General features: G+C 69.5%; 20 protein-coding genes. 11 read left to right on the plus strand and 9 right to left on the minus strand.

Annotated elements, in window-relative coordinates; all coding sequences use genetic code 11:
• Positions 1-90 precede the first annotated feature (90 nt).
• Together AB0G04_RS15225 and AB0G04_RS15230 are read right to left on the minus strand one after the other, a co-directional pair.
• Positions 91-1,479 (minus strand): Nramp family divalent metal transporter, encoded by a 1,389-nt coding sequence (locus AB0G04_RS15225; RefSeq protein ID WP_360982320.1) that lies wholly within the window; start codon positions 1,477-1,479, stop codon positions 91-93.
• On the minus strand, positions 1,457-2,299 hold the full coding sequence (locus tag AB0G04_RS15230) for a shikimate dehydrogenase (RefSeq protein WP_360982323.1): 843 nt from the start codon (positions 2,297-2,299) through the stop codon (positions 1,457-1,459). Before AB0G04_RS15230 ends, AB0G04_RS15225 begins: the two co-directional genes overlap by 23 nt.
• Positions 2,300-2,403: 104 nt before the next feature.
• Here AB0G04_RS15230 and AB0G04_RS15235 point away from each other — a divergent pair, with 104 nt between their 5' ends.
• Together AB0G04_RS15235 and AB0G04_RS15240 are read left to right on the plus strand one after the other, a co-directional pair.
• Positions 2,404-3,057 (plus strand): TetR/AcrR family transcriptional regulator, encoded by a 654-nt coding sequence (locus tag AB0G04_RS15235; protein WP_360982325.1) that lies wholly within the window; start codon positions 2,404-2,406, stop codon positions 3,055-3,057.
• Positions 3,058-3,065: 8 nt separating this feature from the next.
• On the plus strand, positions 3,066-4,913 hold the full coding sequence (locus AB0G04_RS15240) for a TIM barrel protein (protein ID WP_360982327.1): 1,848 nt from the start codon (positions 3,066-3,068) through the stop codon (positions 4,911-4,913).
• 335 nt (positions 4,914-5,248) lie between these two features.
• Here AB0G04_RS15240 and AB0G04_RS15245 read toward each other — a convergent pair whose 3' ends face one another.
• From AB0G04_RS15245 to AB0G04_RS15265, 5 genes are read right to left on the minus strand one after another with little or no spacing between them, the layout of a single operon-like run.
• A complete protein-coding gene (locus AB0G04_RS15245) occupies positions 5,249-6,322 on the minus strand; it encodes a VWA domain-containing protein (RefSeq protein ID WP_360982329.1) in 1,074 nt (357 codons plus the stop codon).
• Positions 6,322-7,293 (minus strand): VWA domain-containing protein, encoded by a 972-nt coding sequence (locus tag AB0G04_RS15250; RefSeq protein WP_360982331.1) that lies wholly within the window; start codon positions 7,291-7,293, stop codon positions 6,322-6,324. The genes AB0G04_RS15245 and AB0G04_RS15250 overlap by 1 nt, the downstream gene beginning before the upstream one ends.
• Positions 7,290-8,174 (minus strand): DUF58 domain-containing protein, encoded by an 885-nt coding sequence (locus AB0G04_RS15255; protein WP_360982333.1) that lies wholly within the window; start codon positions 8,172-8,174, stop codon positions 7,290-7,292. The genes AB0G04_RS15250 and AB0G04_RS15255 overlap by 4 nt, the downstream gene beginning before the upstream one ends.
• The gene (locus tag AB0G04_RS15260; protein ID WP_360982335.1) at positions 8,175-9,167 is read right to left on the minus strand and encodes a MoxR family ATPase; all 993 of its coding nucleotides are present in this window, start codon (positions 9,165-9,167) and stop codon (positions 8,175-8,177) included.
• A gap of 42 nt (positions 9,168-9,209) precedes the next feature.
• On the minus strand, positions 9,210-10,058 hold the full coding sequence (locus AB0G04_RS15265; RefSeq protein WP_360982337.1) for a trypsin-like peptidase domain-containing protein: 849 nt from the start codon (positions 10,056-10,058) through the stop codon (positions 9,210-9,212).
• A gap of 212 nt (positions 10,059-10,270) precedes the next feature.
• On the opposite strand from AB0G04_RS15265, the gene AB0G04_RS15270 reads away from it, so the two are divergent.
• Together AB0G04_RS15270 and AB0G04_RS15275 are read left to right on the plus strand one after the other, a co-directional pair.
• Positions 10,271-10,639 carry a hypothetical protein gene (locus AB0G04_RS15270; RefSeq protein WP_360982339.1) on the plus strand — a complete coding sequence of 123 codons (369 nt, stop codon included), beginning with the start codon at positions 10,271-10,273 and terminating at the stop codon, positions 10,637-10,639.
• A gap of 115 nt (positions 10,640-10,754) precedes the next feature.
• On the plus strand, positions 10,755-12,641 hold the full coding sequence (locus tag AB0G04_RS15275) for an acyl-CoA dehydrogenase family protein (RefSeq protein ID WP_360982341.1): 1,887 nt from the start codon (positions 10,755-10,757) through the stop codon (positions 12,639-12,641).
• A 56-nt stretch (positions 12,642-12,697) separates the two neighbouring features.
• Here the strand turns inward: AB0G04_RS15275 and AB0G04_RS15280 are convergent, their stop codons facing one another.
• Positions 12,698-14,320: a chitinase gene (locus tag AB0G04_RS15280; protein ID WP_360982343.1), complete on the minus strand. Its 1,623-nt coding sequence runs from the start codon at positions 14,318-14,320 to the stop codon at positions 12,698-12,700.
• A gap of 178 nt (positions 14,321-14,498) precedes the next feature.
• On the opposite strand from AB0G04_RS15280, the gene AB0G04_RS15285 reads away from it, so the two are divergent.
• Complete coding sequence (locus tag AB0G04_RS15285; protein ID WP_360982345.1) at positions 14,499-17,510, plus strand: EAL domain-containing protein; 3,012 nt, start codon at positions 14,499-14,501, stop codon at positions 17,508-17,510.
• Positions 17,511-17,561: 51 nt separating this feature from the next.
• On the opposite strand, the gene AB0G04_RS15290 is transcribed toward AB0G04_RS15285, so the two are convergent.
• Entirely contained in the window at positions 17,562-18,914 is a 1,353-nt protein-coding gene (locus AB0G04_RS15290) for an FAD-dependent oxidoreductase (protein ID WP_360982347.1), read from the minus strand.
• 263 nt (positions 18,915-19,177) lie between these two features.
• Between AB0G04_RS15290 and AB0G04_RS15295 the strand changes: the two genes are divergently transcribed.
• The 6 genes from AB0G04_RS15295 to AB0G04_RS15320 all read left to right on the plus strand — a co-directional run bounded on the left by AB0G04_RS15295 (position 19,178) and on the right by AB0G04_RS15320 (position 22,437).
• Complete coding sequence (locus tag AB0G04_RS15295) at positions 19,178-19,564, plus strand: YbaB/EbfC family nucleoid-associated protein (RefSeq protein WP_360982349.1); 387 nt, start codon at positions 19,178-19,180, stop codon at positions 19,562-19,564.
• Entirely contained in the window at positions 19,561-19,875 is a 315-nt protein-coding gene (locus tag AB0G04_RS15300) for a type VII secretion target (RefSeq protein WP_360982351.1), read from the plus strand. The genes AB0G04_RS15295 and AB0G04_RS15300 overlap by 4 nt, the downstream gene beginning before the upstream one ends.
• Entirely contained in the window at positions 19,872-20,564 is a 693-nt protein-coding gene (locus AB0G04_RS15305) for a hypothetical protein (protein WP_360982353.1), read from the plus strand. The genes AB0G04_RS15300 and AB0G04_RS15305 overlap by 4 nt, the downstream gene beginning before the upstream one ends.
• Before the next feature lie 334 nt (positions 20,565-20,898).
• Positions 20,899-21,264 (plus strand): hypothetical protein, encoded by a 366-nt coding sequence (locus tag AB0G04_RS15310; RefSeq protein ID WP_360982809.1) that lies wholly within the window; start codon positions 20,899-20,901, stop codon positions 21,262-21,264.
• A 12-nt stretch (positions 21,265-21,276) separates the two neighbouring features.
• Positions 21,277-21,726, plus strand: a complete 450-nt coding sequence (locus AB0G04_RS15315) for a SitI3 family protein (RefSeq protein ID WP_360982355.1) — start codon at positions 21,277-21,279, stop codon at positions 21,724-21,726.
• Between the two features lie 156 nt (positions 21,727-21,882).
• Positions 21,883-22,437: a phospholipase gene (locus tag AB0G04_RS15320; protein WP_360982357.1), complete on the plus strand. Its 555-nt coding sequence runs from the start codon at positions 21,883-21,885 to the stop codon at positions 22,435-22,437.
• Positions 22,438-22,499 lie beyond the last annotated feature (62 nt).

A 22,499-nucleotide genomic window follows, 5' to 3' on the forward strand; every position in this document is an offset into this window, starting at 1 on the left:
TGCGTGGTCATTATCCACCTGTTTTTGTGGGGGGGGGTCGGGCGCGGGGTGCCCGGGTTGTGCGTGGGGCCCCTCCCCCCCAAGCCGGGGTTACAGCTTGTCGAGCTGGGTCACGACCATCGCGATGGCGAAGAAGCCGTAGAAGCCGATCGCCACGAGCATGCCGCCCAGGCGCCAGCCCCTCAGCCGTACCGGCGTCGGAAGGTCCTTGGTGTTCAGGCGCACCAGCAGGATCGAGTAGAGCAGCGTCACCACCGAGGCGGCGCAGGTCGAGACGATCAGCAGGCCCAGCGGCTGGCTGAACCCGGCCAGCAGGATGATCGAACCGAGGACGATCTCCGCCCACACCACGATCAGATAGATCCGCGGCTCGGTCCAGCGGGCCGAGCCCTCCAGGTAGTTGCGGCGCAGGAAGTCCGACGCGACCCGGCCGATGATGTCGAGCAGGCCCATCGCCGCCGCCCACAGCGAGACCGCCGCCACCGCCAGGAACAGCAGCTTGAGCCAGGTGCCCACCTCGGCGGCGAAGATGTCGCCCTGGATCCGCAGGAACGACGGGTCCGACTTGAGGTCGTCACGGCCGAACAGGGTCTCGTACGCCAGCAGGCTCATCACGCCGATCGTGACGAAACAGACCGCCACGAACGTGACCAGGTGCTCGGTGTTGGCCCGCTTCCACCACAGGGTCCAGCGGCTCATCGAGACCTCGTCGAGCGGGAACGTGTACCGGTCGGTGCCGCCGGCCGCCTCCTCCTGGCCGGTGATCGGGGAGATCAGCCGGGGGACGTGCGCGCCCATGCCGTACCGCTTGTCCCGGATCCAGTTGCTCAGCACGAGGTTGTGCACACCGCCCGCACCGGCCGCCCCGATCGCGCTGAGCAGCATGGTGAACGTGATGCCGTCCGGGATCTGCCCGAACTCGGTGACGGTGGCCTTCGCGCCCTCACCCCAGGTGCTCAGCGAGATGACGAAGACGACCACGACAGCGAGGAAGAACAGGGTGAGGACGACCTTGACCGTCTCGACCCGCTCGACCGTCTTGTAGATCACCTTGGAGAGCGACAGCAGGGCGCCCAGCACGGCCAGGCCGATCACGGTGATCCAGACCGGGTCGCCACCGCCGAACAGGTACGTGAGGATGGTGGAGCCGCTGGTCGCCCAGCCGGGCCACACGTACTGGAAGGCCCCGGCCAGGCAGATGATGATGCCCCAGCCCTTCCACCAGCGGGAGAAACCGCCGATCACGGTCTGGCCGGTGGCAAGCGTGTAGCGCTCGATCTCCATGTTGATGACGAACTGCACGGCCAGCGTGGTGAACGCCAGCCAGAGCAGGCCCAGTCCGCCGAGCGCGGTCAGGTACGGCCAGAGGATGATCTCGCCGGCCGCCATGCCGATGCCGACGGCGACGACGCCGGGGCCGATCATCCGGCGCAACGGGAGTGGTTCGGGGAGTTCCCTAGTGGTGGTCTCGGTCAGCATTGCCGCGCTCCAGGAGGTGGGAGAGGTTGCGCAACATCCGCGCGATATCGGGGATACGCCCGGTGAACAGCTCGAACGCGGCGGCGGCCTGGAAGGCGCACATCGCCGTGCCGCCGACCGCCCGCAGACCCGCGGACCGGGCCGCGCGCAGCAGCTCCGTCTCCACAGGCATGTAAACGATGTCGACGACCCACAGGCCACGGTGGAGCGACTCTGCGGGAAGCGGGATACCGGGATGGTGGTGCATGCCGATCGGACTGGTGTTGACCAACCCGTCGGCGTCGGCGAGCAGGTCCGGACCGGCCTCGCGGACGTGGGCCGCGCCGAGACGGCCGGCCAGCTCGGCCCCCCGCTCGGCGTCCGGGTCGACGATCGTGAGGCGCTCGGCGCCCAGCCCGCGCAGCGCGTGGCCGCAGGCGGCCCCGGCTCCGCCCGCACCCAGTTGCACGACGTGGCCGGTGGCGGCCCCGTCCAACTGGGAGCGGAAGGACTCGGCGAACCCGTACGCGTCGGTGTTGTGACCGTGCCGCCGGCCGCCGGAGAAGACCACCGTGTTGACCGCGCCGATGGCCCGGGCGTTCGGTGACAGATCGTCGAGGTGTTCGATCACCTGCTGCTTGAAGGGGTGGGTGATGTTGAGCCCGGCGAAGCCGGCACGTTCGGCCTCGTCGAGGAGCCGTTCGAGATCCGCGGGGCTTTCCGCGTCGAACAGCGTGTAGGTGAGGCCGAGGTGGTGGTGGCTCCCCTCGGCCTCGTGCAGGGCGGGGGACAACGACGCACCGATCCCGGTTCCGATCAACCCGCACCGGCAACCCGTCATCTCGGTCTCCCCGCTTCCCCTGACAATCGCTAATGTACGAACTGGTACGTTAGTTATCGGGTGTGACGGCGGACACTGTCAAGTCCCACGGCAGACTTGCCTTCATGACGCAGGAGAAGACGACGGTGGAAGAAACGGGAGAGCGGCGGCGCGACGCCGAGCGCACCCGCACGGAACTGCTCGACGTCGCCACCGAGGAGTTCGCCGAGCGCGGTTACAGCGGCGCCCGTGTGGACGAGATCGCCGCCCGGACCCGGACCACGAAACGGATGATCTACTACTACTTCGGCGGCAAGGAACAGCTCTACCTGGCCGTGCTGGAGCGGGCGTACTCGGAGATCCGTGCCGCCGAACGGACCGCCGCCGTCGACCACCTCGACCCCACCGCGGCGGTCCGCCGGCTCGCCGAGGTCACCTTCGACCACCACGAGGCGCACCCCGCGTTCATCAAGCTCGTCGGGGTGGAGAACGCCCAGCAGGCCAAACACATGAACCACGTGGCCAGGCTCGTCGACCTGAACAGCTCCGCCGTCGACCTGCTGGCCGGCGTACTGACCCGCGGTGTGCGGGACGGCGTGTTCCGCGACGACGTCGACGCGCTCGACGTCCACATGATGATCAGCTCGTTCTGCTTCTTCCGCGTCGCCAACCGTCATACGTGGGGCGCGCTCTTCGACCGGGACCTGCTCGCCCCGGAACGCCGGGAGCACTACCGCACGATGCTCGGCGACCTGGTCACGGGATACCTACGGAAATGAGGTAACAAATGCGGCGGTCGATCGCCACGGTCTGCATCTCCGGAACCCTCGACGACAAGCTGACGGCGGCGGCCGCAGCCGGATTCGACGGCATCGAACTCTTCGAGAACGATCTCGTGGTCTCCCCCTGGTCACCGTCGGAGATCCGGGAACGCTGCACCGATCTGGGCCTGAGCATCGACCTGTACCAGCCGTTCCGCGACTTCGAGGGAGTCGGACCCGAGCTCCTGGCGAGAAACCTGGAACGTGCGGAACGCAAGTTCGCCGTCATGCGCGAACTCGGCGTGGACACGGTCCTGGTCTGCTCGTCGGTCCATCCCGACGCGGCCGACGACGACGATCTGGCCGCGTCCCAACTGGCGCAGCTGGCCGACCGGGCCGATCGGCACGGCATGCGGATCGCCTACGAGGCGCTCGCCTGGGGGCGGCAGGTCTCCACATGGGACCACTCGTGGCGGATCGTCAAGCGCGCCGATCACCCGGCGCTCGGGCTCTGCCTCGACTCGTTCCACGTACTGTCGCGTGAGGTGAGCCCGGACGGGATCGCCGGCATCACCCCCGGCAAGATCTTCTTCCTGCAGCTGGCCGACGCGCCGCACCTGCGGATGGACGTGCTCCAGTGGAGCCGCCACCACCGGCTCTTCCCCGGCCAGGGCGCCTTCGACCTGCCCGGCTTCGTCGAACTGGTGCTGGCCGCCGGCTACGACGGCCCGCTGTCCCTGGAGGTCTTCAACGACGTCTTCCGCCAAGCCGACCCGGCACGCACCGCGGTCGACGCGATGCGGTCGTTGATCGCCCTGGAGGACCGGATCGCCACCGCTCCCCCGGCCACCGCTGTCGAGGCCGTTCCCGTGCGCCGGCGGGCGGGCCGCCGCCTTCCGCCCGCCCCGGAACTCACCGGCCACGCGTTCACCGAGTTCGCCGTCGACGGCCACTCCGGACCCGAACTGCGCTCCGCCCTGCGCGGCCTCGGCTTCGCGCACACCGGCCAGCACCGCACCAAACCCGTCGAACTCTGGGAGCAGGCCGCCTGCCGCATCGTCCTGAACAGCGCCGTCACCCATCCCGGCCCGGCCACGATCAGCGCCTTCGCGGTCGCCTCATCAGATCCGCTGCGTTCGCTGGCCCGCGCCGAAGCGCTGCTCGCCCCCGCCCACCCCAACGTCCGCGAGCCGGGCGAGGCGGAACTGGCCGCCATCACCGCACCCGACGGCACCAGCGTCCTGGTCACGCACCCCGGCGACGACTGGCGCTCCGACTTCCTGCCCACCGGAGCCGGCGACACCCCCGGCGCCGGACTGCTCACGGTCGACCATCTGGGCCTGGCCCAGCCGTTCGACCACTTCGACGAGGCCGGGCTCTTCTACCATTCGGTGCTCGGCCTGGACCATCTCGCCACCGAGGAGTACGCCGCCCCGTACGGCCTGATGCGCTCCCGCGCCGTGGCGAACCCGTCCCGCTCGGTCCGCCTGGCGCTCACGGTGGCCCTGCTGCGCCGCGGCGAATGGGCCCCCGCCGTGGCCGATCCGCAGCACGTCACGTTCACCACCGCCGACATCGTCGCCACCGCGTCCGCCCTCACCCTGCCGAAACTGCGCATACCCGACAACTACTACGACGACCTGGCGGCCCGCTTCGGCCTGCCCGACGACTTCGTCACCACCTTGAGCAGCCACGGCATCCTTTACGACCGGGACCCGTCCGGCAGCGAACTGCTGCACCTCTACACCCCGGTCTTCGGCGGCCGCGTGTTCTTCGAGATCGTCGAACGCCGCCACGGCTACGACCGCTCCGGCGAACCCAACGCCCCGGTCCGGATGGCGGCCCAGCGCCACCGCCGCCTCACCGCGGGCTGACTTCCACCCCTCATCGGGTACGCCCCACGCGCCCCCGACCGCACCAGCACGTCCCGTACTCCACCACCCGCGACGCGGGCGCCACTCCAGCCCACCACCGCGCCTCGCAGGCTGATTCCCCCTGAAGAACCAGCTCGCGTGGCAACTCCCGACCCGTCGGCCCGCGGACAACCACACGTCCACTGAGCCCGGCCCGTGTGGTGAACTGCGACCCGCCCACACCGCCAATCACCACCCGAGCGGACGAACCTGCATGCCGTGGTGACCTACGCCCCCATACGAGCCGTCAACCACCACACCATCGGGCAGGGACGGCCGGCGTACCGGAGAAGGGGTCAGCGTTTGATCGCCGGCCCCCGGTTCCACCAGAGCGAGAGCGTGACGCCCGCCGTGACCAGCAGCGTGCCGAGGAGCAGGAACCAGAAGCTGACCTCGACGTTCCGTTTGGTGAGACCGAACTCGCGGGGCAGGTCGGCGAGGACGCCGGTGAGCTGTTCGGCGTCCTCGGCCTTGAAGTAGCGGCCGCCGGTCAGGTCGGCGACCTGCGTCAGCGCCTCCTCGTCGATCTCCCGGTTGCCGCCGCGACCGCCTCCTCCGAAACCGCCGCCGCCGAAACCGCCGCCCATGAAGGCCGAGTCGCCGCTGACCTGGTCGGCGGTGCAGACCATCTGCTGCGGGTTCATGGTGCCGAAGCCGATCGTGTAGACGCGCAGCCGCCGGGCCGCGGCCTGTTCGGCGGCGGTGACCGGGTCGACGCCGGTGGTGTTGGAGCCGTCGGTGAGCACGACGATGGTGTCGGCGTGATAGTCGACGGGTGTGCCGTCGGGGGTGACGCCGTTGAGTTCGACGCCGGTTCCGGCCACCTCGGGGTTGATCTCGGCGATCGCGTCGATCGAGGTGAGGATGGCCTGTCCGATGGCGGTGCCACGGGCGGTCTTGAGGTTGTCGATGGCGGCGAGCAGGGGTTTCTTGTCGGTGGTCGGCGGGACGAGCAGGCCCGCGATGCCGGAGAAGGCGACCAGGCCGATCCGGGTGTCGCCCTCCTGGGACTCGACGAAGCCGCGGGCCGCATCGACCGCGACGGCGAGCCGGTTGGGGGCGATGTCGGTGTTGCACATCGACCCGGACACGTCGATGGCCAGCAGGATCGTGGTGTCGTTCGACGGGACCGCGACCGACGCCTGTGGCCGGGCCACGCCGGTGGCCAGGGCGAGCAGGCCGATCAGGAACAGGTACACCGGGATGCGGCGGCGCCAGGCGGTCCGGCCGGGCAGCGCGGCCCGGATCAGCGCGATGCTGGACACGGTGACGGCGGTGCGTTTACGGCGCCGGTTCAGCCACCAGCGCGCGGTCAGCAGGAGGGGGACGACGAGCGCCGCCAGCAGTGCCCACGGCCAGCTCAGCGACATCAGATGATCCTTCCGTGCCAGCGGACGCCCAGCAGGCCGCCGAGGGTCAGGAGCAGCAGGGCGGCAGCCGCGAACGGCGCGGTCAGCTCGATCGGTTCCTTCTCGGTGGTGAGCCGCAGGTCGATCGACCCGGTGCTCGCGGCCAGGGCGGCGGCGTCACCGGCCTGCTGGTACGACCCGCCGGTGACCTGCGCGACCGTGGTCAGCAGGGTCTCGTCGAGGGCGGTCCCCAGCTGGAAGCCGTCGACCTCGACGGTGGCACCTCTGGCGGTGCCGACGCCGACGGTCTGGATGCGCACGCCGGCGGCCGCGGCGAGTTCGGCGGCGGCCTGCACGTCGGGTCCGCCGGTCTCCTCGCCGTCGGAGAAGACGACGATGGTGGCCGACGGCCAGTACCCGAGATCCTGAGTGCCCGCGGCGGGCCCTTCCGGCGACGGGAGGCTGACCGGCTTGCCGGTGATGGTGCCGAGCCCCACCAGGATGGCCTGGCCGAGTGACGTGCCGCCGCCGGGTGTGACCCGCCCGATCGCGGCGATCGCGGCGGCGTGGTCGTCGGTGGGTGTCTGGGTGAGCAGGGCCTGGTCGCCGAAGACGAGGACGCCGACGTCGACGGTGTCCGGCTGGTTCTGAACGAACGCTTTCGCGGCCTCCTGGGCGGCGCCGAGCCGGCTGGGCGTCACGTCGCCGGCGGACATGCTGTTGGAGGCGTCGAAGGCGAGCAGGACGGTACCGGCGACGCGGGGAACGGCGACCTCGGCCTGCGGGCGGGCCAGGCCGACCAGCATGACCGGCAGGGCTGCCAGCAGCAGCGCGGGCGGAAGGTGCTGGCGCAGGCCGCTGCGGTTCAGGGTGGCGAAGCCAGCGCTTCGCAGGGCGTCCGCACGCCTCTTCTGCAGGGCCACGTAACCGGCTGTCGCGGCCACGGTGAGCAGGACGGCGATGGCGATGACGGCCGGGTGGAGGAAGGTCATCGGCGCCTCCGGCCGGATCGGCGGACCATGTCGACCAGGGCGGCGAGCATGTCCTGGTCGGTGGTGATCCGGTGGGCGTCGACACCGGCCCGGCGCATGCCGGCGGCCAGTTCGTCCTCGCGGGCGGTGACCTGCTCGGTGAGGCGGGCGCGCAGCAGCGGGTCGCTGGTGTCGACGAGCAGCTGTTCCCCGGTCTCGGCGTCCTCGACGAGGACGAGCCCGAGGTCGGGGAGGTCGAGTTCGGCGGGGTCGACGACGCGGATGACGACGACCTCGTGGCGGTGGGTGAGCTGGGCGAGAGGGCGGTCCCAGCCGGGGTCGCCGATGAAGTCGGACATCACGAAGACGAGACTGCGTCTTTTCGAGGTCGTCGTGGCGGCCAGTTTGAGCATCGCCGCCAGATCCGTCGTCCGGTCCGACCTCGTCCGGCTGTCGGCGGTCAGCTCGCGGGTGATGCGCAGGACCTGGTCCCGTCCCGTCCGCGGCGGGATGATCTGGTGGGTTCCGTTGTCGAACAGGATCGCCCCGACCCGGTTGCCACCCTGCGAGATCAGCCGGGCGACGCTGACGGCGAGTGCGGCGGCGGTCGACTCCTTCCCTGCCCCGGACCCGAAGCGCATCGACGCCGACCGGTCGACCACCAGCCAGGCGGTCATCTCGCGGTCCTCGGTGTACTGCCGGACGAACGGCTCGTCGAGGCGCGCGGTGACGTTCCAGTCGATGTGCCGGACGTCGTCCTCGGGCGTGTAGGAGCGCAGGTCGGTGAAGTCGAGCCCGGCGCCGTGCCACACGGTCCGGTAGGAGCCCTGCAGGCGGCCGTCGAGCCTGCGCCCGAGTTTCCACTCGAGGCGCCGCAGCAGGCGGTCCGGGGCGGTGGTCATCTAGCGGCCCCGGCCGGCCGGCTCCGGGAACGACATGTTCGCCATGATCTTCGAGATGATCAGATCGGCGGTCACCTCGTCGGAGAGCGCCTCGTAGGAGAGCACGAGCCGGTGCCGCAGCACGTCGAGGGCAAGGTCGCCGAGATCCTCGGGTACGACGTACTCCCGGCCGCGGATGTAGGCGAGCGCCCGTGCCGCCAGCACCAGGCTGATCGAGGACCGTGGGCTGGCGCCGAAGGTGACGTAACGGGCCATGTCGGTGAGGCCGGTCCGGCCCGGGTCGCGGGTGGCGTGGGCGAGGTTGACCGCGTACTCGATGAGCGAGGGGTCGACGTAGACCCGGTCGACCTCCTCCTGCAGGCCGGTGAGCACCGCCGGGTCGATGATCTTCTGGATCACCGCGGGCGGGGTCAGAGCCCGCTCGACGACCACGAACTCCTCGGTGACGCTCGGGTAGCCGACGACGACCTTCATCATGAAGCGGTCGACCTGAGCCTCGGGCAGCGGGTAGACGCCCTCGTTCTCGATCGGGTTCTGGGTGGCCATGACGAGGAACGGGTTCGGCAGCTTGTGGGTCTCGCGGCCGATGGTGACCTGCCGCTCCTGCATGGTCTCCAGCAGGGCGCTCTGCACCTTGGCCGGCGCCCGGTTGATCTCGTCGGCCAGTAGCAGGTTGGTGAAGACCGGGCCGAGCTGCACCTGGAACTCGCCGGTCGGCTGGTGGTAGACCCGGGTGCCGACGATGTCGGCGGGCACCAGGTCGGGGGTGAACTGCACCCGGTGGAAGTCGCCGCCGACCGCCTCGGCCAGCGACTTGACGGCAAGCGTCTTGGCCAGGCCGGGAACGCCCTCGACGAGGATGTGCCCGCGGGCCAGCAGCGCCACGATGAGACGTTCGAGCAGGTTGTCCTGGCCGACGATGGTCTTCTTGACCTCGTACAGCACCTTCTCGATCGGGCCGGCGGAGGCGGGCGGGGCGTCGGTCCAGCTCATTCGTCCATCCTTGCTGTAGTGGCCTTGCTGTCCGGAGCGGAATCACAGCGGTGGCGCCTGTCCTTCACCCTCCCCGCCGCCGAGGGCCGCGCCGATCGGGACGGCGAAGCCGATGCCGATGAAGGTGCCCGCGCCGCTCGGGTTGGCAAGCGCGATGACGATGCCGACCACCTGGCCGCGGTCGTTGATGAGCGGCCCGCCGGAGTTGCCGGGGTTGACGGCCGCGTCGAACTGGATGAGGCCCTCGATGTCGGCCTCCCCCTCGTCACGGTTCAGCTTGCGTTCGAGCCCGGAGACGACGCCGCTGCTGGTGCTGAAGGTCAGGCCGAGCGGGTTGCCGATCGCCACCACGTCGTCGCCGACCTGTGTGCCGCCGCCGAGCACGGCCGGGACCAGGGTCTCCGGCAGTTTGTCGGGGGTGAGGGTGGCGATGTCGCGCGACGGGTCCTCGCTCGCCGCCCGGGCGGTGGCCTTGGTGCCGTCGGCGTAGGTGAGCCGGATGCTCTCGGCACCGTCGATGACGTGCAGGGCGGTGAGCACGGTGCCGTCGGCGTTGGCGATCACGCCGGTGCCGGTGCCGGCTTCGAGACGGTTGCGGTCGTCGAGCCCGGTGGTCTCGATGAGGACCACGGACGGGGTGAGAGCCTCATACACCTCGGCGACGGTGAACGGCGTCTCGGAGGCGGACGGGGAGGCCGACGGGCGGGCCGTGGCGGGCGCCTGGTCGTCTCCACCACCGCGGACGACCACGACCACGGTGATCGCCACAGCCCAGGCCACGATGGCGCCGATGAGTACCTTGCGGCGCAGCTCAGCGGTGTTCCACCGAGTCTTCGGCTCCGCCGGGACGGGCTCCGGCTCGGCGGGGCAGTCCGGGCGGAGCACCGTCATCACGACACGACCGCCAGACTCTGCATTCATCGACCCTAGAAGCGTTTCCTAGGAATCCGCCATGAGAGTTCTGATGGTTTCCGGGACGCAAAAACCTCCACAGGTTCCTGAAGGTGGCATATCGCCCCAACCCTGCGGTCTTGCCGCACCGTGCCACGGATGCTTAGGTATCGAAGAAGTCCGATGTATACGGGGAACAATCGGAGGTAACGATGAGAACGGCACGAAATCTGGCGACAGCCGCGGTGACCGGCACGATCCTCTCGGCCGGGCTGCTCACCGGCCCGGCACAGGCCGCCGACTCCTTCACGCTGTGCCTCCCTCCGTCGACGTGCGCGTCGGCGTCCGTCACGGGCACGGTCGACTGGACCGCCGGGAACCTGACCGCCACGGGCGTCAACAACGCCTACACCTCGGTCACCGTGACGGTCTCCACCACGAGCCGGGTCACCCGGGTCAGCCTGGCCCGCGGCGTCCGGCGCACCTTCACCCAGACCATCGCGGCCACCGACCAGAGCCTGACGGTACGCCTGTGCGCACCGTCCGGCACCTGCAACTCGGTCACCCTGACCCGGCCCTGAACGCGAACGGGGGCGGCGCCCTGACGGTGCCGCCCCGATCCGCGGGTGCCCGGCGCGGACACCGAATGCCTACCGACGGCTACCGCTCGGTAACGGAGATGGGTAGCGTGCTTTCATGAGCACCACACAGCGCAGCAACGCCCATGTCTCGGAGAAGCAGGCGCGGCAGACCGCTGAGGCCGCTCGCGAGTCCGAGTGGAGCCGGCCCAGCTTCGGCAAGGAATTGTTCCTCGGACGATTCCGGCTCGACCTCATCCATCCACGGCCGGCCGCCGAGCCCCGGCCGGAGTTCCTCGACCGCCTGGAGGCCTATCTTCGCTCCGAGGTGGACGGGCCCCTCATCGAGCGCGAGGCGCGCATTCCCGACGACGTCTTCCACGGGCTCGCCGCTCTCGGCGCGTTCGGGATGAAGATCGACCGGGAGTACGGCGGCCTCGGACTGTCCAATCTGCACTACTGCCAGGCGCTGACGATGACCGGCTCGGTCAATGCCGCGGTCGGCGCACTGCTCTCCGCACACCAGTCGATCGGTGTTCCGCAGCCGTTGAAGACGTTCGGCACGCCGGAGCAGAAGAAGGCGTTCCTGCCCCGGCTGGCGGCCGGTGAGGTGTCGGCGTTCCTGCTCACCGAACCGGACGTCGGCTCGGACCCGGCCCGCCTGGGCACCGTGGCCGAGCCGGTCGAGGGTGGCTACAAGCTCAACGGCGTGAAGCTGTGGGCCACCAACGGCACGGTCGCCACCCTGCTCGTGGTGATGGCCCGCGTCCCGGAGAAGGGCATCACCGCCTTCGTGGTCGAGGGCGATTCGCCGGGCATCACCGTGGAACGCCGCAACGCGTTCCTCGGCCTGCGCGGCCTGGAGAACAGCGTCACCCGGTTCCACGACGTCTTCGTCCCGGAGGCGAACGTCATCGGCGGCCTCGGCAAGGGCTTGCGGATCGCGCTGACCACGCTGAACACCGGCCGGCTGTCGCTGCCGGCGATGTGTGTCGGCGCCGGCAAACGTGCGCTGGCGATCGCCCGCGAATGGTCGGCGGACCGCGTGCAGTGGGGACGGCCGGTCGGCGAGCACGAGGCGGTGGCCAAGAAGATCGCGTTCATCGCGGCGTCCACCTACGCCATGGAGTCCATGCTGGACCTCTGCTGCCTGATCGCCGACGACCAGCGCAACGACATCCGGATCGAGGCGGCCCTCGTCAAGCTCTTCGCCAGCGAGATCGCCTGGCAGGTGGCCGACGAGCTGATCCAGATCCGCGGCGGCCGCGGCTACGAGACCGCCGATTCGCTCACCGCGCGCGGCGAACGCGGGGCCGAGGCCGAGCAGATCCTGCGCGATCTGCGGATCAACCGGATCTTCGAGGGCTCGACCGAGATCATGCATCTGCTCATCGCCCGCGAGGCGGTGGACGCGCACCTCTCGGTGGCCGGTGACATCATCGACCCGGAGGCGGATCTGCGCCGCAAGGCCCGCGCCGGGGCACGGGCCGGGGCGTTCTACGCGAGGTGGCTGCCCACGCTGGCGGTGGGTCAGGGTCAGAATCCGGGGGCGTACGGTGAGTTCGGTCCCCTGGCGGCGCATCTGCGGTACGTGGAACGCGCCTCGCGCAAACTGGCCCGCTCCACGTTCCTAGGGATGTCCCGCTGGCAGGGCCGGCTGGAACGCAAGCAGGCCTTCCTGGGCCGTATCGTCGACATCGGCGCCGAACTGTTCGCGATGTCGTCGGTGTGCGTGCGCGCCAACGCCGAGCTTCCGGACCGTCCGGAGGGCCGCGAGCTGGCCGACCTGTTCTGCAAGCAGGCCCGGCTGCGGATCGAGGCCGGGTTCGGCGCGCTGTGGGACAACACCGACAACCTGGACGTGGCGGCCGCGAAGCGGGTCGTCGGCGGCCGCTACCGGTTCCTGGAGGACGGCGTGATCGCACCGTCCTCGGACGCGCCCTGGGTGTCGCAGTGGACGCCCGGCCCGAGTACGGCCGAGGACGTGCGCCGGCGCCTGAAATGAGCGGTGCCTGAAATGAGGAAAGTCCCCGGGCCTGACCGGCCCGGGGACTTCTCTTCTCAGCTGGTGACGGGTTCACCCGGCACGACGAACAGCGGCTTCCACGGGTCGTCGGGGCTGATCGGGTACTCGGTCGACGGCGCGTCGCCGGTGCTGGTCCAGCGGGCCTCGTACGGCAGGTCGTTGAAGAGCACCTTCTGCCCGCGGGAGTAGATCGTCTCCGGCTTCCACTCGTCGGTCACCCCGGTGACCGTCGGGCTCGGTGCCGGCGCCACGTCGGACGAGGTCACCGGGCCGATCACCGACCACGGCGTGGGTGTGGTGGAGTCTCCGCCGGCCGACGGGTCGGTGCCCTGGTTGGCCCACTTGGCCTCGTAGACGACACCGTGCCAGACGACCTTGTAGCCGCGCACGTACTGGGCGGTGAGACGCCACACCGGGTAGGGGCTCTTCGCCGGGTCGTCGGTGACCGACGACTGCGCCGGGATGGTCACCGCCTCCCGGCCGGAGTCGCCCACGATCGCGCCCGGCAGGTCGGCGAAGACCTTGGAGAACGCCAGCTTCTCCTGGGAGACGCCGCTGCACGTGTTGGAGTGCACGACGACGTTGGTGAAGGTGCCGGTGCACTGCGAGTCCCGGTTCAGCGACCACATCGACACCCGGCCGAGGCCGTTGTCGACGGCGAAGGCGGCAAGCCCCTGCGCGTCGGCCACGGTGAACCGCTCGGCGTCGATGTCGTTCTGCCCGATCATCGGGGTCGCACCGATCCGCGACCACACCTCGGGGCCGGTCAGCTGCACACCGAGTCGCAGGTAGAGGTCGGACAGCTGCTTGTGGGTGGCCTCCAGCGCACTCTCGCCGAGTTCCAGCATGTCCGGGCTGGAACCGGCGGTGCCGTAGTCCATGATCATGACGTTGACGCCGCGCAGCGCGACCCCGCCCTCCAGGGTGGCCCGCACCGCGGCGACGCCGTCGACGGTGAGCCCGGTCGGCGCGACGGGCAGGGTCATCCACACGTCCAGGTTCTCGCCGGCCGCCTTCCGCTCGGCCTGCAGCGTCTTCAGCGCGAGGGCGCGGCGCTGCAGGGACGCCTGGTCGGCGACGGCCGTACCCTCGATGTCCAGGTCGAGGGTGTCGAGCTGGTAGCGGCTCACCAGCTGCCGGTAGGCGTCGGTCAGCCGCGCCTGGTCGGTGCAGGCCACCGCCAGCTCGGTGTTGGTCAGGCCGCCGACACTGAGCATGATGTCGCCGCCGGCTGCCCGCAGCTGTTCGATCCGGCGGTCCAGCTCCAGCGACGCGGCTGCCTCATCGGGTGTGTAGAAGCCACCCCAGCTGGGCGCACATCCGTCCTCGGGGTCGGCGACCACGAACGCGAGAGCCACGTCGTTGGCCGGGTTCACGGCCGGGTCCTGGAACTCGAAGGTGGGGGTGAGCGTGACGTCGACGTACGGCACCGCCCACGATTTGACGGTCGGGCCGGCGTTGTCCCGGTAGTGGATCACCGCGGCCGTGCCGCCGGCTCCTAGCCCGGCGACCACCAGGATCAGGAAACTCAGCCGCAGCCAGGACAGCTTCTGGACCGGGCCCTCGGGCTCCTGCCAGTCCGGGTCGGCGAGCGGGTCGTCCGGTTCCGGCCGCACCAACTGCGGGGTGGCGGTCTGCATGGCTGCCCTCTCGTTCACGGATCGTCGTCGGCTTCTCGAATCGGCAGCTCGGCTGCGCGCTGAAGGCAACCGGGCGGAAACCTTCAAGCCACCCAGCGCGCCGGCCGATGGTTCCGGTCGACGGACACCGGCGGAAACGCGCCGGGACCGGCGTCCCATTCCCAGTGAGAGGCCATCCCAGATGCAGCGCAAACCGGTGGACCAACACCGGCTCGACACCCCACGGCAGTGGGGCTCGGACCGGCGGTCGGATCCCCATCCGCTGATTCCGCCACCCGTCTCCGAAGGCCGGATCGCCCGCGGCCGGCTCGCGATCGTCCTGACCATCGCGGTCTGGGCCTGTTACATCGCCTACACCGTGTTCGAGCAGTTCGTCGTCGGCAGGGCGAGCAGCGCGAAGCTGGTCGTCGAGGCGATCGTCTACATGCTCGTGGTCACCGCGCTGATGGGCTCGGCGATGGCCTACCTGATCACGCGGATCGGATTCTTCTACCGCAGCCGGGCACACCACCGGGCGCCGCGGATCGCGCTGGACCCGTTCCTGGCCGGGCCGACGCCGTCGGTGACCGTGCTGGTGCCCTCGTACCAGGAGGACGAGCGGGTCATCCGCACCACGCTGCTGTCGGCGGCGCTGCAGGAGTACCCGGGGCTGCGGGTCACGCTGCTCATCGATGATCCGCAGCAGCCGAAGACCCGGGCCGCACGTGACCTGCTGCTCGCGGCCCGCGCCCTGCCCGGCACGATCGAGTCCGAGCTGACCGTGCCGTTCACCCGAGCGCAGGCCGCGTACGACAGGTTCGAGAACGGCCTCGACAGCCGCGACACCCCCGTCGTCACCGTCGACGACATGCGCGACCTGGCGGCCGAGTACCAGTCCGCGGTGGGCTGGCTCTACGGCCTGGGTCACCGGCAGGAGATGGTCGACCACACCGACACGTTCTTCGTCGAGCACATCGTCAACCGGCTCGCCGGTGACCTCGGCACGATCGCCGAGGCCCTGGAGCGCGGCGCGGCCGAGGAAGCGGTCCTCCCGGTCGACCGGATGACCCAGCTCTACAAGCGGCTGATGGCGATCTTCGACGCGACGGTGACGAGCTTCGAGCGCAAGCGGTACGTGTCGCTGTCCGCCGAGCCGAACAAGGCGATGAACCTGAACAGCTACATCGGCCTGATGGGTGGCAGCTACCAGGAGGTGAGCACCCCGATGGGGATCGCCCTGGTCTCCGCCGGGGCCGGCCGGGCCGAGTTGACCATCCCGAACCCGGACTACGTGCTCACCCTGGACGCCGACAGCGTGCTCCTGCCGGAGTACACGCTGCGGCTGGTGCACCTGATGGAGCAGGGCGCCTACGCCCATTGCGCGGTGACGCAGACGCCGTACAGCGCGTTCCCGGGCGCGGCGACCCGCCTGGAGCGGATCTCCGGTGCCACGACCGACATCCAGCACATCGTGCACCAGGGCATGACCCACTACGGTGCGACGTTCTGGGTCGGCGCGAACGCGGTGCTGCGCAAGAAGGCGCTCGACGACATCTGCGAGGCAGCCTACGAGGGCGACTGGGAGATCAAGCGGTACATCCAGGACCGTACGGTCATCGAGGACACCGAATCGACGATCGACCTCGGGGTGCACGGCTGGACGCTCCACAACTACCCGGAGCGGATGGCGTACAGCGCCACTCCGCCGGACTTCGGCTCCCTCGCCATCCAGCGGCAGCGCTGGGCCAACGGCGGCCTGCTCATCCTGTCCCGGCTCAAGGACCAGTTCCGGGCCAAGACGGCACGCGGGCAGAAGAACCGCTTCGGCGAACTGTTCCTCCGGGTCAACTACATGGCCTCCATCTTCTGGAGCTCCATCTGCCTGCTGGTCATGCTGGCGTACCCGTTCAACGCCGACCTGCTCAACCCGGTGCTGCTGCTGGTGTCGGTGCCGTACTTCATGATGATGGCGGCCGACCTGAAGTACGTCGGCTACAAGCGCATGGACATCCTGCGCATCTACGGTTTCAACCTGATCCTGCTGCCGGTCAACCTCTCCGGCAGTTTCGCCTCGATCCTGCAACTGCTCACCGGTGAGAAGAGCCAGTTCAAACGTACGCCCAAGGTCCGCAACCGGACGACGGCGGCGACCAGCTACCTCCTCGCCCCGCTCGCCCTGATCGCGCTCTGTGCCTACACCGTGGTCCGGGACGTCCAGCTCAGCCAGTGGGCGAACCTGATCTTCGCGGTGATCAACCTGGTCCTCGCCTCGTACGCGATGATCGCCTTCGTCGGCCTCGGCAATACCGTCGTCGACCTGCTCACCCACCTGAAGGGCTGGTTGTACCGCCCGGTGCAGCCGAAGAAGTCCCGCTCCGCCGCCCCGGCCACGAAGCCGGCCACGACCGCTCACGGCGAGAACCGCGCGATGGCCGGCGCCATCGGTGACTGGGCATCGGTGCTGCACTACGGCGCCGAGGGCAACTCCCCCGGCATGGTCGCGGTCCGGGCGTCACAGGCCGCCGCCAGCCGCCGCGGCGCCCGCGCCCCGCAGGTGTCCAGCTCGTTCGAGGAGTACACGTTCTTCACGGTGTTCCAGCCGATCTTCGAGCTGGAGTCCGGCGAGGTGGCCGGCTACGAGGCGCTGACCCGGTTCGCTGACGGCAGCAGCCCCCATCAGGGCCTGGCCGACGCGCAGGAGCACGGCCGGCACATCGACCTGGACGCCGCACTGGTCCGGGCCGCGATGGCCTCGGCCGCGTCGCTGCCGCAGGGCACCTGGCTCGCGGTGAACGTCTCGGCCGGGCTGCTGCGCCGGCCCCGTGAGCTGGAGCAGCTGGTCGCCGAGAGCGACCGGCCGATCGTCCTGGAGATCGACGGCGCCGACCCGGAGGATCTCGTCGATCTGCCGGCCGGGGTACGTATCGCGGTGGACGACGCCGGTGCCGGCTACGACAGCCTGGCCCGGATGGAGGCGCTGAAGCCGGCGTTCCTCAAACTGGGCCGCCACACGCTGGCCGGGGTGGAGGCCGAGGGTGCCCGGCGGGCCTCGATCCGGTCGCTCGTCGAGTTCGCCCGGGAGAACGGCTGCACGGTGATCGCCGAGGGGATCGAGTCGGCACCTCAGCGGGATGCGCTGGCCGCCTGCGGCGTACCGCTGGGTCAGGGTTTCTATCTCGGGAAGCCGGTGCCGGTGGAGCGTGCGCTGGCCGACGCGGCCAGCCGCTGACGTGCGAAGGGGGGCCTCCCAGCCGGGAGGCCCCCCTTCTCGTCGCGTCGATCAGCCGCGGGAGATCGCGGTCATCTCGTCCCGGTCGACGACCTTGATCCGCTTGCGGCCGTGCGGCTCGCCGAGGGCGATCTCGTGGGCGTCCAGCCGCTGCCAGCCCGCCCACGTGGTGATCGGCAGGCCGCGCTGCTCGAGGTAGATGATCGGGGCGTCCGGGTCGCCCTCCGGCGCGATCGGCAGCCGGTCCTGCGCCTGGTCCTCCAGCAGGCTCGCGACCGTCTCGCCGGAGCAGCCCTTGGTGTGGCCGATCAGGCCGACCGGGCCGCGCTTGATCCAACCGGCCACGTAGGTGCCGGGGACGTGCTCGCCGTCCAGGTCGATGACCCGTCCCGCGGCGTGCGGGACAGTGCCGGTACGGGTGTCGAACGGCAGGTCCGGCAGCGCGGTGCTGAGGTAGCCGACCGCGCGGTAGACGGCCTGCACGTTCCAGTCGGTGAACTCGCCGGTGCCGCGCACCCAGCCGTCGCCGGTCAGCTCCTGCGTCTCGGTGCGCAGGCCGACCACCTTGCCGTTCTCGCCGAGCACCTCGACCGGCGCCTGCAGGAAGTAGAGGTGCAGGCGGCGCGGCCGGTCCCGCGGGTCACGGACGGCCCAGTTCTGCAGGATGTCGACGCACATCTTGATGTGCCGCGTCTGGCGCATCGCCTCCAGGCTGGCCTCGTCGAACTCGATGCCCTCCGGGTGGACGATCACCTCGACGTTCGGCGAGTGGTCCAGCTCGCGCAGCTCCTGCGGGGTGAACTTGACCTGGCCCGGGCCACGCCGGGAGAACAGGTGCACGTCGGTGACCGGGCTGTTCTTGAGCGCCTGGTACACGTTGTCCGGGATCTCGGTGACCAGCAGCTCGTCGGCGGTCTTGGCGAGGATCCGGGCCACGTCGATGGCCACGTTGCCGGCGCCGATGACGGCGACCTCCTTGGCGTCCAGCGGCCAGTCGCGCGGCACGTCCGGGTGGCCGTTGAACCAGGAGGCGAAGTCCGCGCCGCCGAAGCTGCCCTGCAGGTCGATGCCCGGGATGTCGAGGGCCCGGTCCTTCTCGGCGCCGGTCGAGATGATCGTGGCGTCGTAGAATCGGTTCAGTTCCTCGGGCTTGACGTCGACGCCGTAGGCGACGTTGCCGACGAACCGGATCCGGGGGTTGTCCAGCACCCGGAACAGCGCGTTGACGATCTCCTTGATCCGGGGGTGGTCCGGCGCCACGCCGTACCGGATCAGGCCGTAGGGGGTCGGCAGCTTGTCGAAGATGTCGACGGTGACCGTCTCCGATGCCTTGATCAGATGGTCGGCGGCGTAGATACCGGCCGGGCCGGCTCCGATGACGGCAACTCGCAGGGGGCGGTTCATAGTCGCTTCCTAACTCGCGCTTCGATTCCGTCAGCCAAGATCGACGGCAGGCCGAAGCGAATGTAAAACCTCAACCTAGGTTCAGATCAAAGCGACCCCAATCACTAAAACCCCCAAACCGCACTTAGGGTGTCCTTATGCAGGCGCCTGAGCTGGGAAAACACCAATTTCTGTGTAACGGGTCTCCCCCAGGCCGGCCGACTGTCCACATCCCGCACTTCAGGACGCCGGACATCGACAGACGTTGCTAGACTCCGGCGGCTATGGATGAGCTGCTGGACCCGGACGCCTCCCGTGCGTACCTGCGCGACTGGCAGGACCGCATCGAGCGGACCACCGCGAACACCAGGGAAGCCGGCGACCGCATCGCCGCGATCCGCGCCGCCGCCCGCGACGGCAACGCCCTCACCGAGGTGACCGTCGACTCGGCCGGAACCCTCCTCGACATCCGCTTCACCGACCGCATCCAGCGGGTCCCACCCGACGCCGTCGCCCGCGCCGTGATGGCCGCCGCGGAAACGGCCCGCCGCCGCGCCGCCGACGAAGCCCGCCGCATCATCGACGACACCCTCGGCCCCGGCTCGGTCGCCGGCCGGGCCATCACCGCACAGATCGCCCGCCGGCCGGAACACCCGGGAGACCTTCCGTGAGCGACGGCTTCACCGCGGACCCCGCACAGATCCGCGCACACACCGCCAAGGTGGCGGCCATCCGCGAACGGTTCGGCGCCATCACCGCCGCGAGCGCGGCCATCACCCGCGACGATGCCGCATACGGCCTGCTCTGCGGCTGGATGGCCGGCATCCTCGACGAACGGCTGACCGCCCAGAGATCCATCCACGCGTACGTCGAGGAGAACCTCCGCCTCGCCGAGGACTCCCTGATCCGTACCGCCCGCGAGTACGACGACGCCGACACGGCCGCGGCCAACCGCATCCGTGACGCGGGGAACCGCCGATGAGCCTCATCGCCGCCACCGCGTCCACCACCACCGGAACGACCGGGCTGTCCCTCGCCGAAAGTTTCCAGGGCACCCTGCAGGCCGTCGACAGCGGCAGCTGGGCCGATCGCACCCTGGCCGGCGGCGCGTTCGCCGCCGAGGCCGCGGCCACCGTCCTCGACCCGTTCAGCGCGCTGCTGGCCAACGGCCTTGGCTGGGCGATGGAACACTTCGACCCGCTCCGCGAGATCCTCGACAAACTCGCCGGACTGCCCGACCTCGTCGCCGCCCACGCCGCCACCTGGCAGAACATCGCCCGCGAACTCGGCTCGATCTCCGTCGACCTGCAGGACTGCCTGCACGCCGACCTGCCGGACTGGCAGGGCGCCGCCGCCGACACGTACCGCAGCCTGATGGCCAACAACGTCAACGCACTCGGCGGCCTCGGCGTCCTGGCCGAAACCATGTCGGCGGCCACCCAGGCAGCCGGCAACCTGGTCACCTTCACCCGCGACCTGGTCCGCGACCTCATCTGCGACCTGGTCGCCCGCGTCATCGTCTGGGCGGCCGAAGCGTTGCTGGTCGTCACCATCCCGGTGGTGGCGGCGCAGATCGCGGTGGCGGTGACCAAGTGGGCGACCAGGATCGCGAGCTATGTCAGCGCCCTCATCACCAGTCTCGGCAACCTGACTCGCCTCCTCAACGGCTGACCACCCGATGACCCCGAGACCCCGAGGCCACGGCAGCGACTCCGACGGTTCCGGACCGTCCCGCCCGCACGGCGGAGCCGGCGGAGGTGGCGGCGTTCGTTCCGATGAGGTGACGGCGAGTGCGATCGCCCGGGCCGGGCGGGCGGGCAACGGCCCTGCCAGTACCCCGGCCGACATCGCCAACGGCCAGCCCCAGCACCTGTTCACCCACCCCACCGGCTCGCCAGGCGGCACGCCGACCGGATTCCCGGTCCGGATCAGCAGAAAGCTCGAACTTGACGACAAGAGCGACAACAGGCGCTCCGCCGAGCGCGAGAACGAGGCAGCAGTGATCATGGCCGATCAGGGCTATCGAGTGCAGCAGAGGCCCACGAAGCCCGAAGTCGCGAAGGCCAGAACGGCGACTGGCGACTTTGGCAACCCGACCAAGGATCCTGATTACCTTGTCGAAGGTCGCGTCTTTGACTGCTATGCCCCCAAACAGGGAAAGTCGCCCTACGGCATCTGGCGCGTCGCCAAGGAGAAGGTCGACGACCTGCAAACGCAGCGCGTCGTGCTCAATTTGAGGGACTGGCGAAATGACATCACTGACCTCCAGCAGCAGTTCACCGACTGGCCCATCGACAATCTCAAGGAAGTCAAGGCGATCCTGCCGGACGGCAGAGTGGTCCAGATAGCACTGCCTCGCACGAACGGATGAAAGTTCTTCACCATGGCCCTCGAATACAAACTCGTTCTCATCGGAGCCACCTCCCCCGAGCAGGTCCGCCAACGTGCATTCCCTGGTCGCGAGGATGAGCTCGTCGAAATCCCGCCGCTACTTACCGCCGACCTTCAGGAGCGGCTCGGGTTTCACGTGACAATTCGCGCTAAGGCCAGTGACTACATCGAGGTCGAGACGAATGGTGGGATGTGGGACCGAAAACTTCTGGAGCACGTGTCGCTGACCTTCCGAATGGACGAGTCAGCCGATTCCGACTGGTACATAACGAACATGATCACCGTCGTCCATCAGCTCCTGGAAACCGGCAGCGAGGACGCCCTGTTGATCCTGGACCACGACACTCTCTTGCTGGCACGGCACGGTGGCACACTTGCCAAACACGACCGGGACGGCTGGTGGGATCACTTTCCCGCCGCTGACCAGTTGATCCCCGGGTAGTTCCTGTTTGCGCGGTGATCGACAAACGTCAATCTCGTGCTGGGCTTGCGTCCAGTTCGGAGCTCCAGACTTAGTGATCGTTCGAGTTACCAACCGGCAGCTCGAGCGCCCACCGGCAGCCCGTCCCCGCCCGACGGACCGTTCGAAGGAGCTCCGATGTCCGCGACACCACCGGTTGCGACCGCCGCTCATCACTACCCCACCCGGGTCACACCGTTTCGCGCCCTGCTGACTGCGGCCCTTGCCCTCGCCGTCGTCCTCGGCGTGAGCGGCCCCGCGTACGCCGTCACCCCCGCCCAGAAGCTGGCCGTCCTGCAGTCGTTCACCCAGAACTCGGCCGTCTCCTACAACGACTGGAACGCCGCCCGTCAGAACCAGGCCGCGTGGGCGGAGTACGGCTTCGACTGGAGCACCGACCTCTGTTCGTCGAGCCCGGACAAGCCGCTCGGTTTCGACTTCACCCTGTCCTGTCATCGGCACGATTTCGGCTACCGGAATCACAAGGCGGTCGGCGCGTTCACGGACGCCAGCAAGAACCGGATCGACTCCGCCTTCTACGCCGACCTGAAGCGCAAATGCGCTACCTACGCGGCGGCGGTCCGCCCGGCCTGTGACAGCCTCGCGTGGACGTACTATCAGGCGGTTTCGCGCTTCGGTTCGCTGGCCTCGGTCGACTCCGCCGACGTGGAAGCAGCCGCCGCTCTGATCTGACCCCAACCCCCAGCTGGCTCTCACCGTGGTCTCAGCACCGCTGAGACCACGGCCAGAACCAG

Origin of the sequence: Actinoplanes sp. NPDC023801 (assembly GCF_040639655.1) — a bacterium.
Lineage (GTDB): Bacteria > Actinomycetota > Actinomycetes > Mycobacteriales > Micromonosporaceae > Actinoplanes.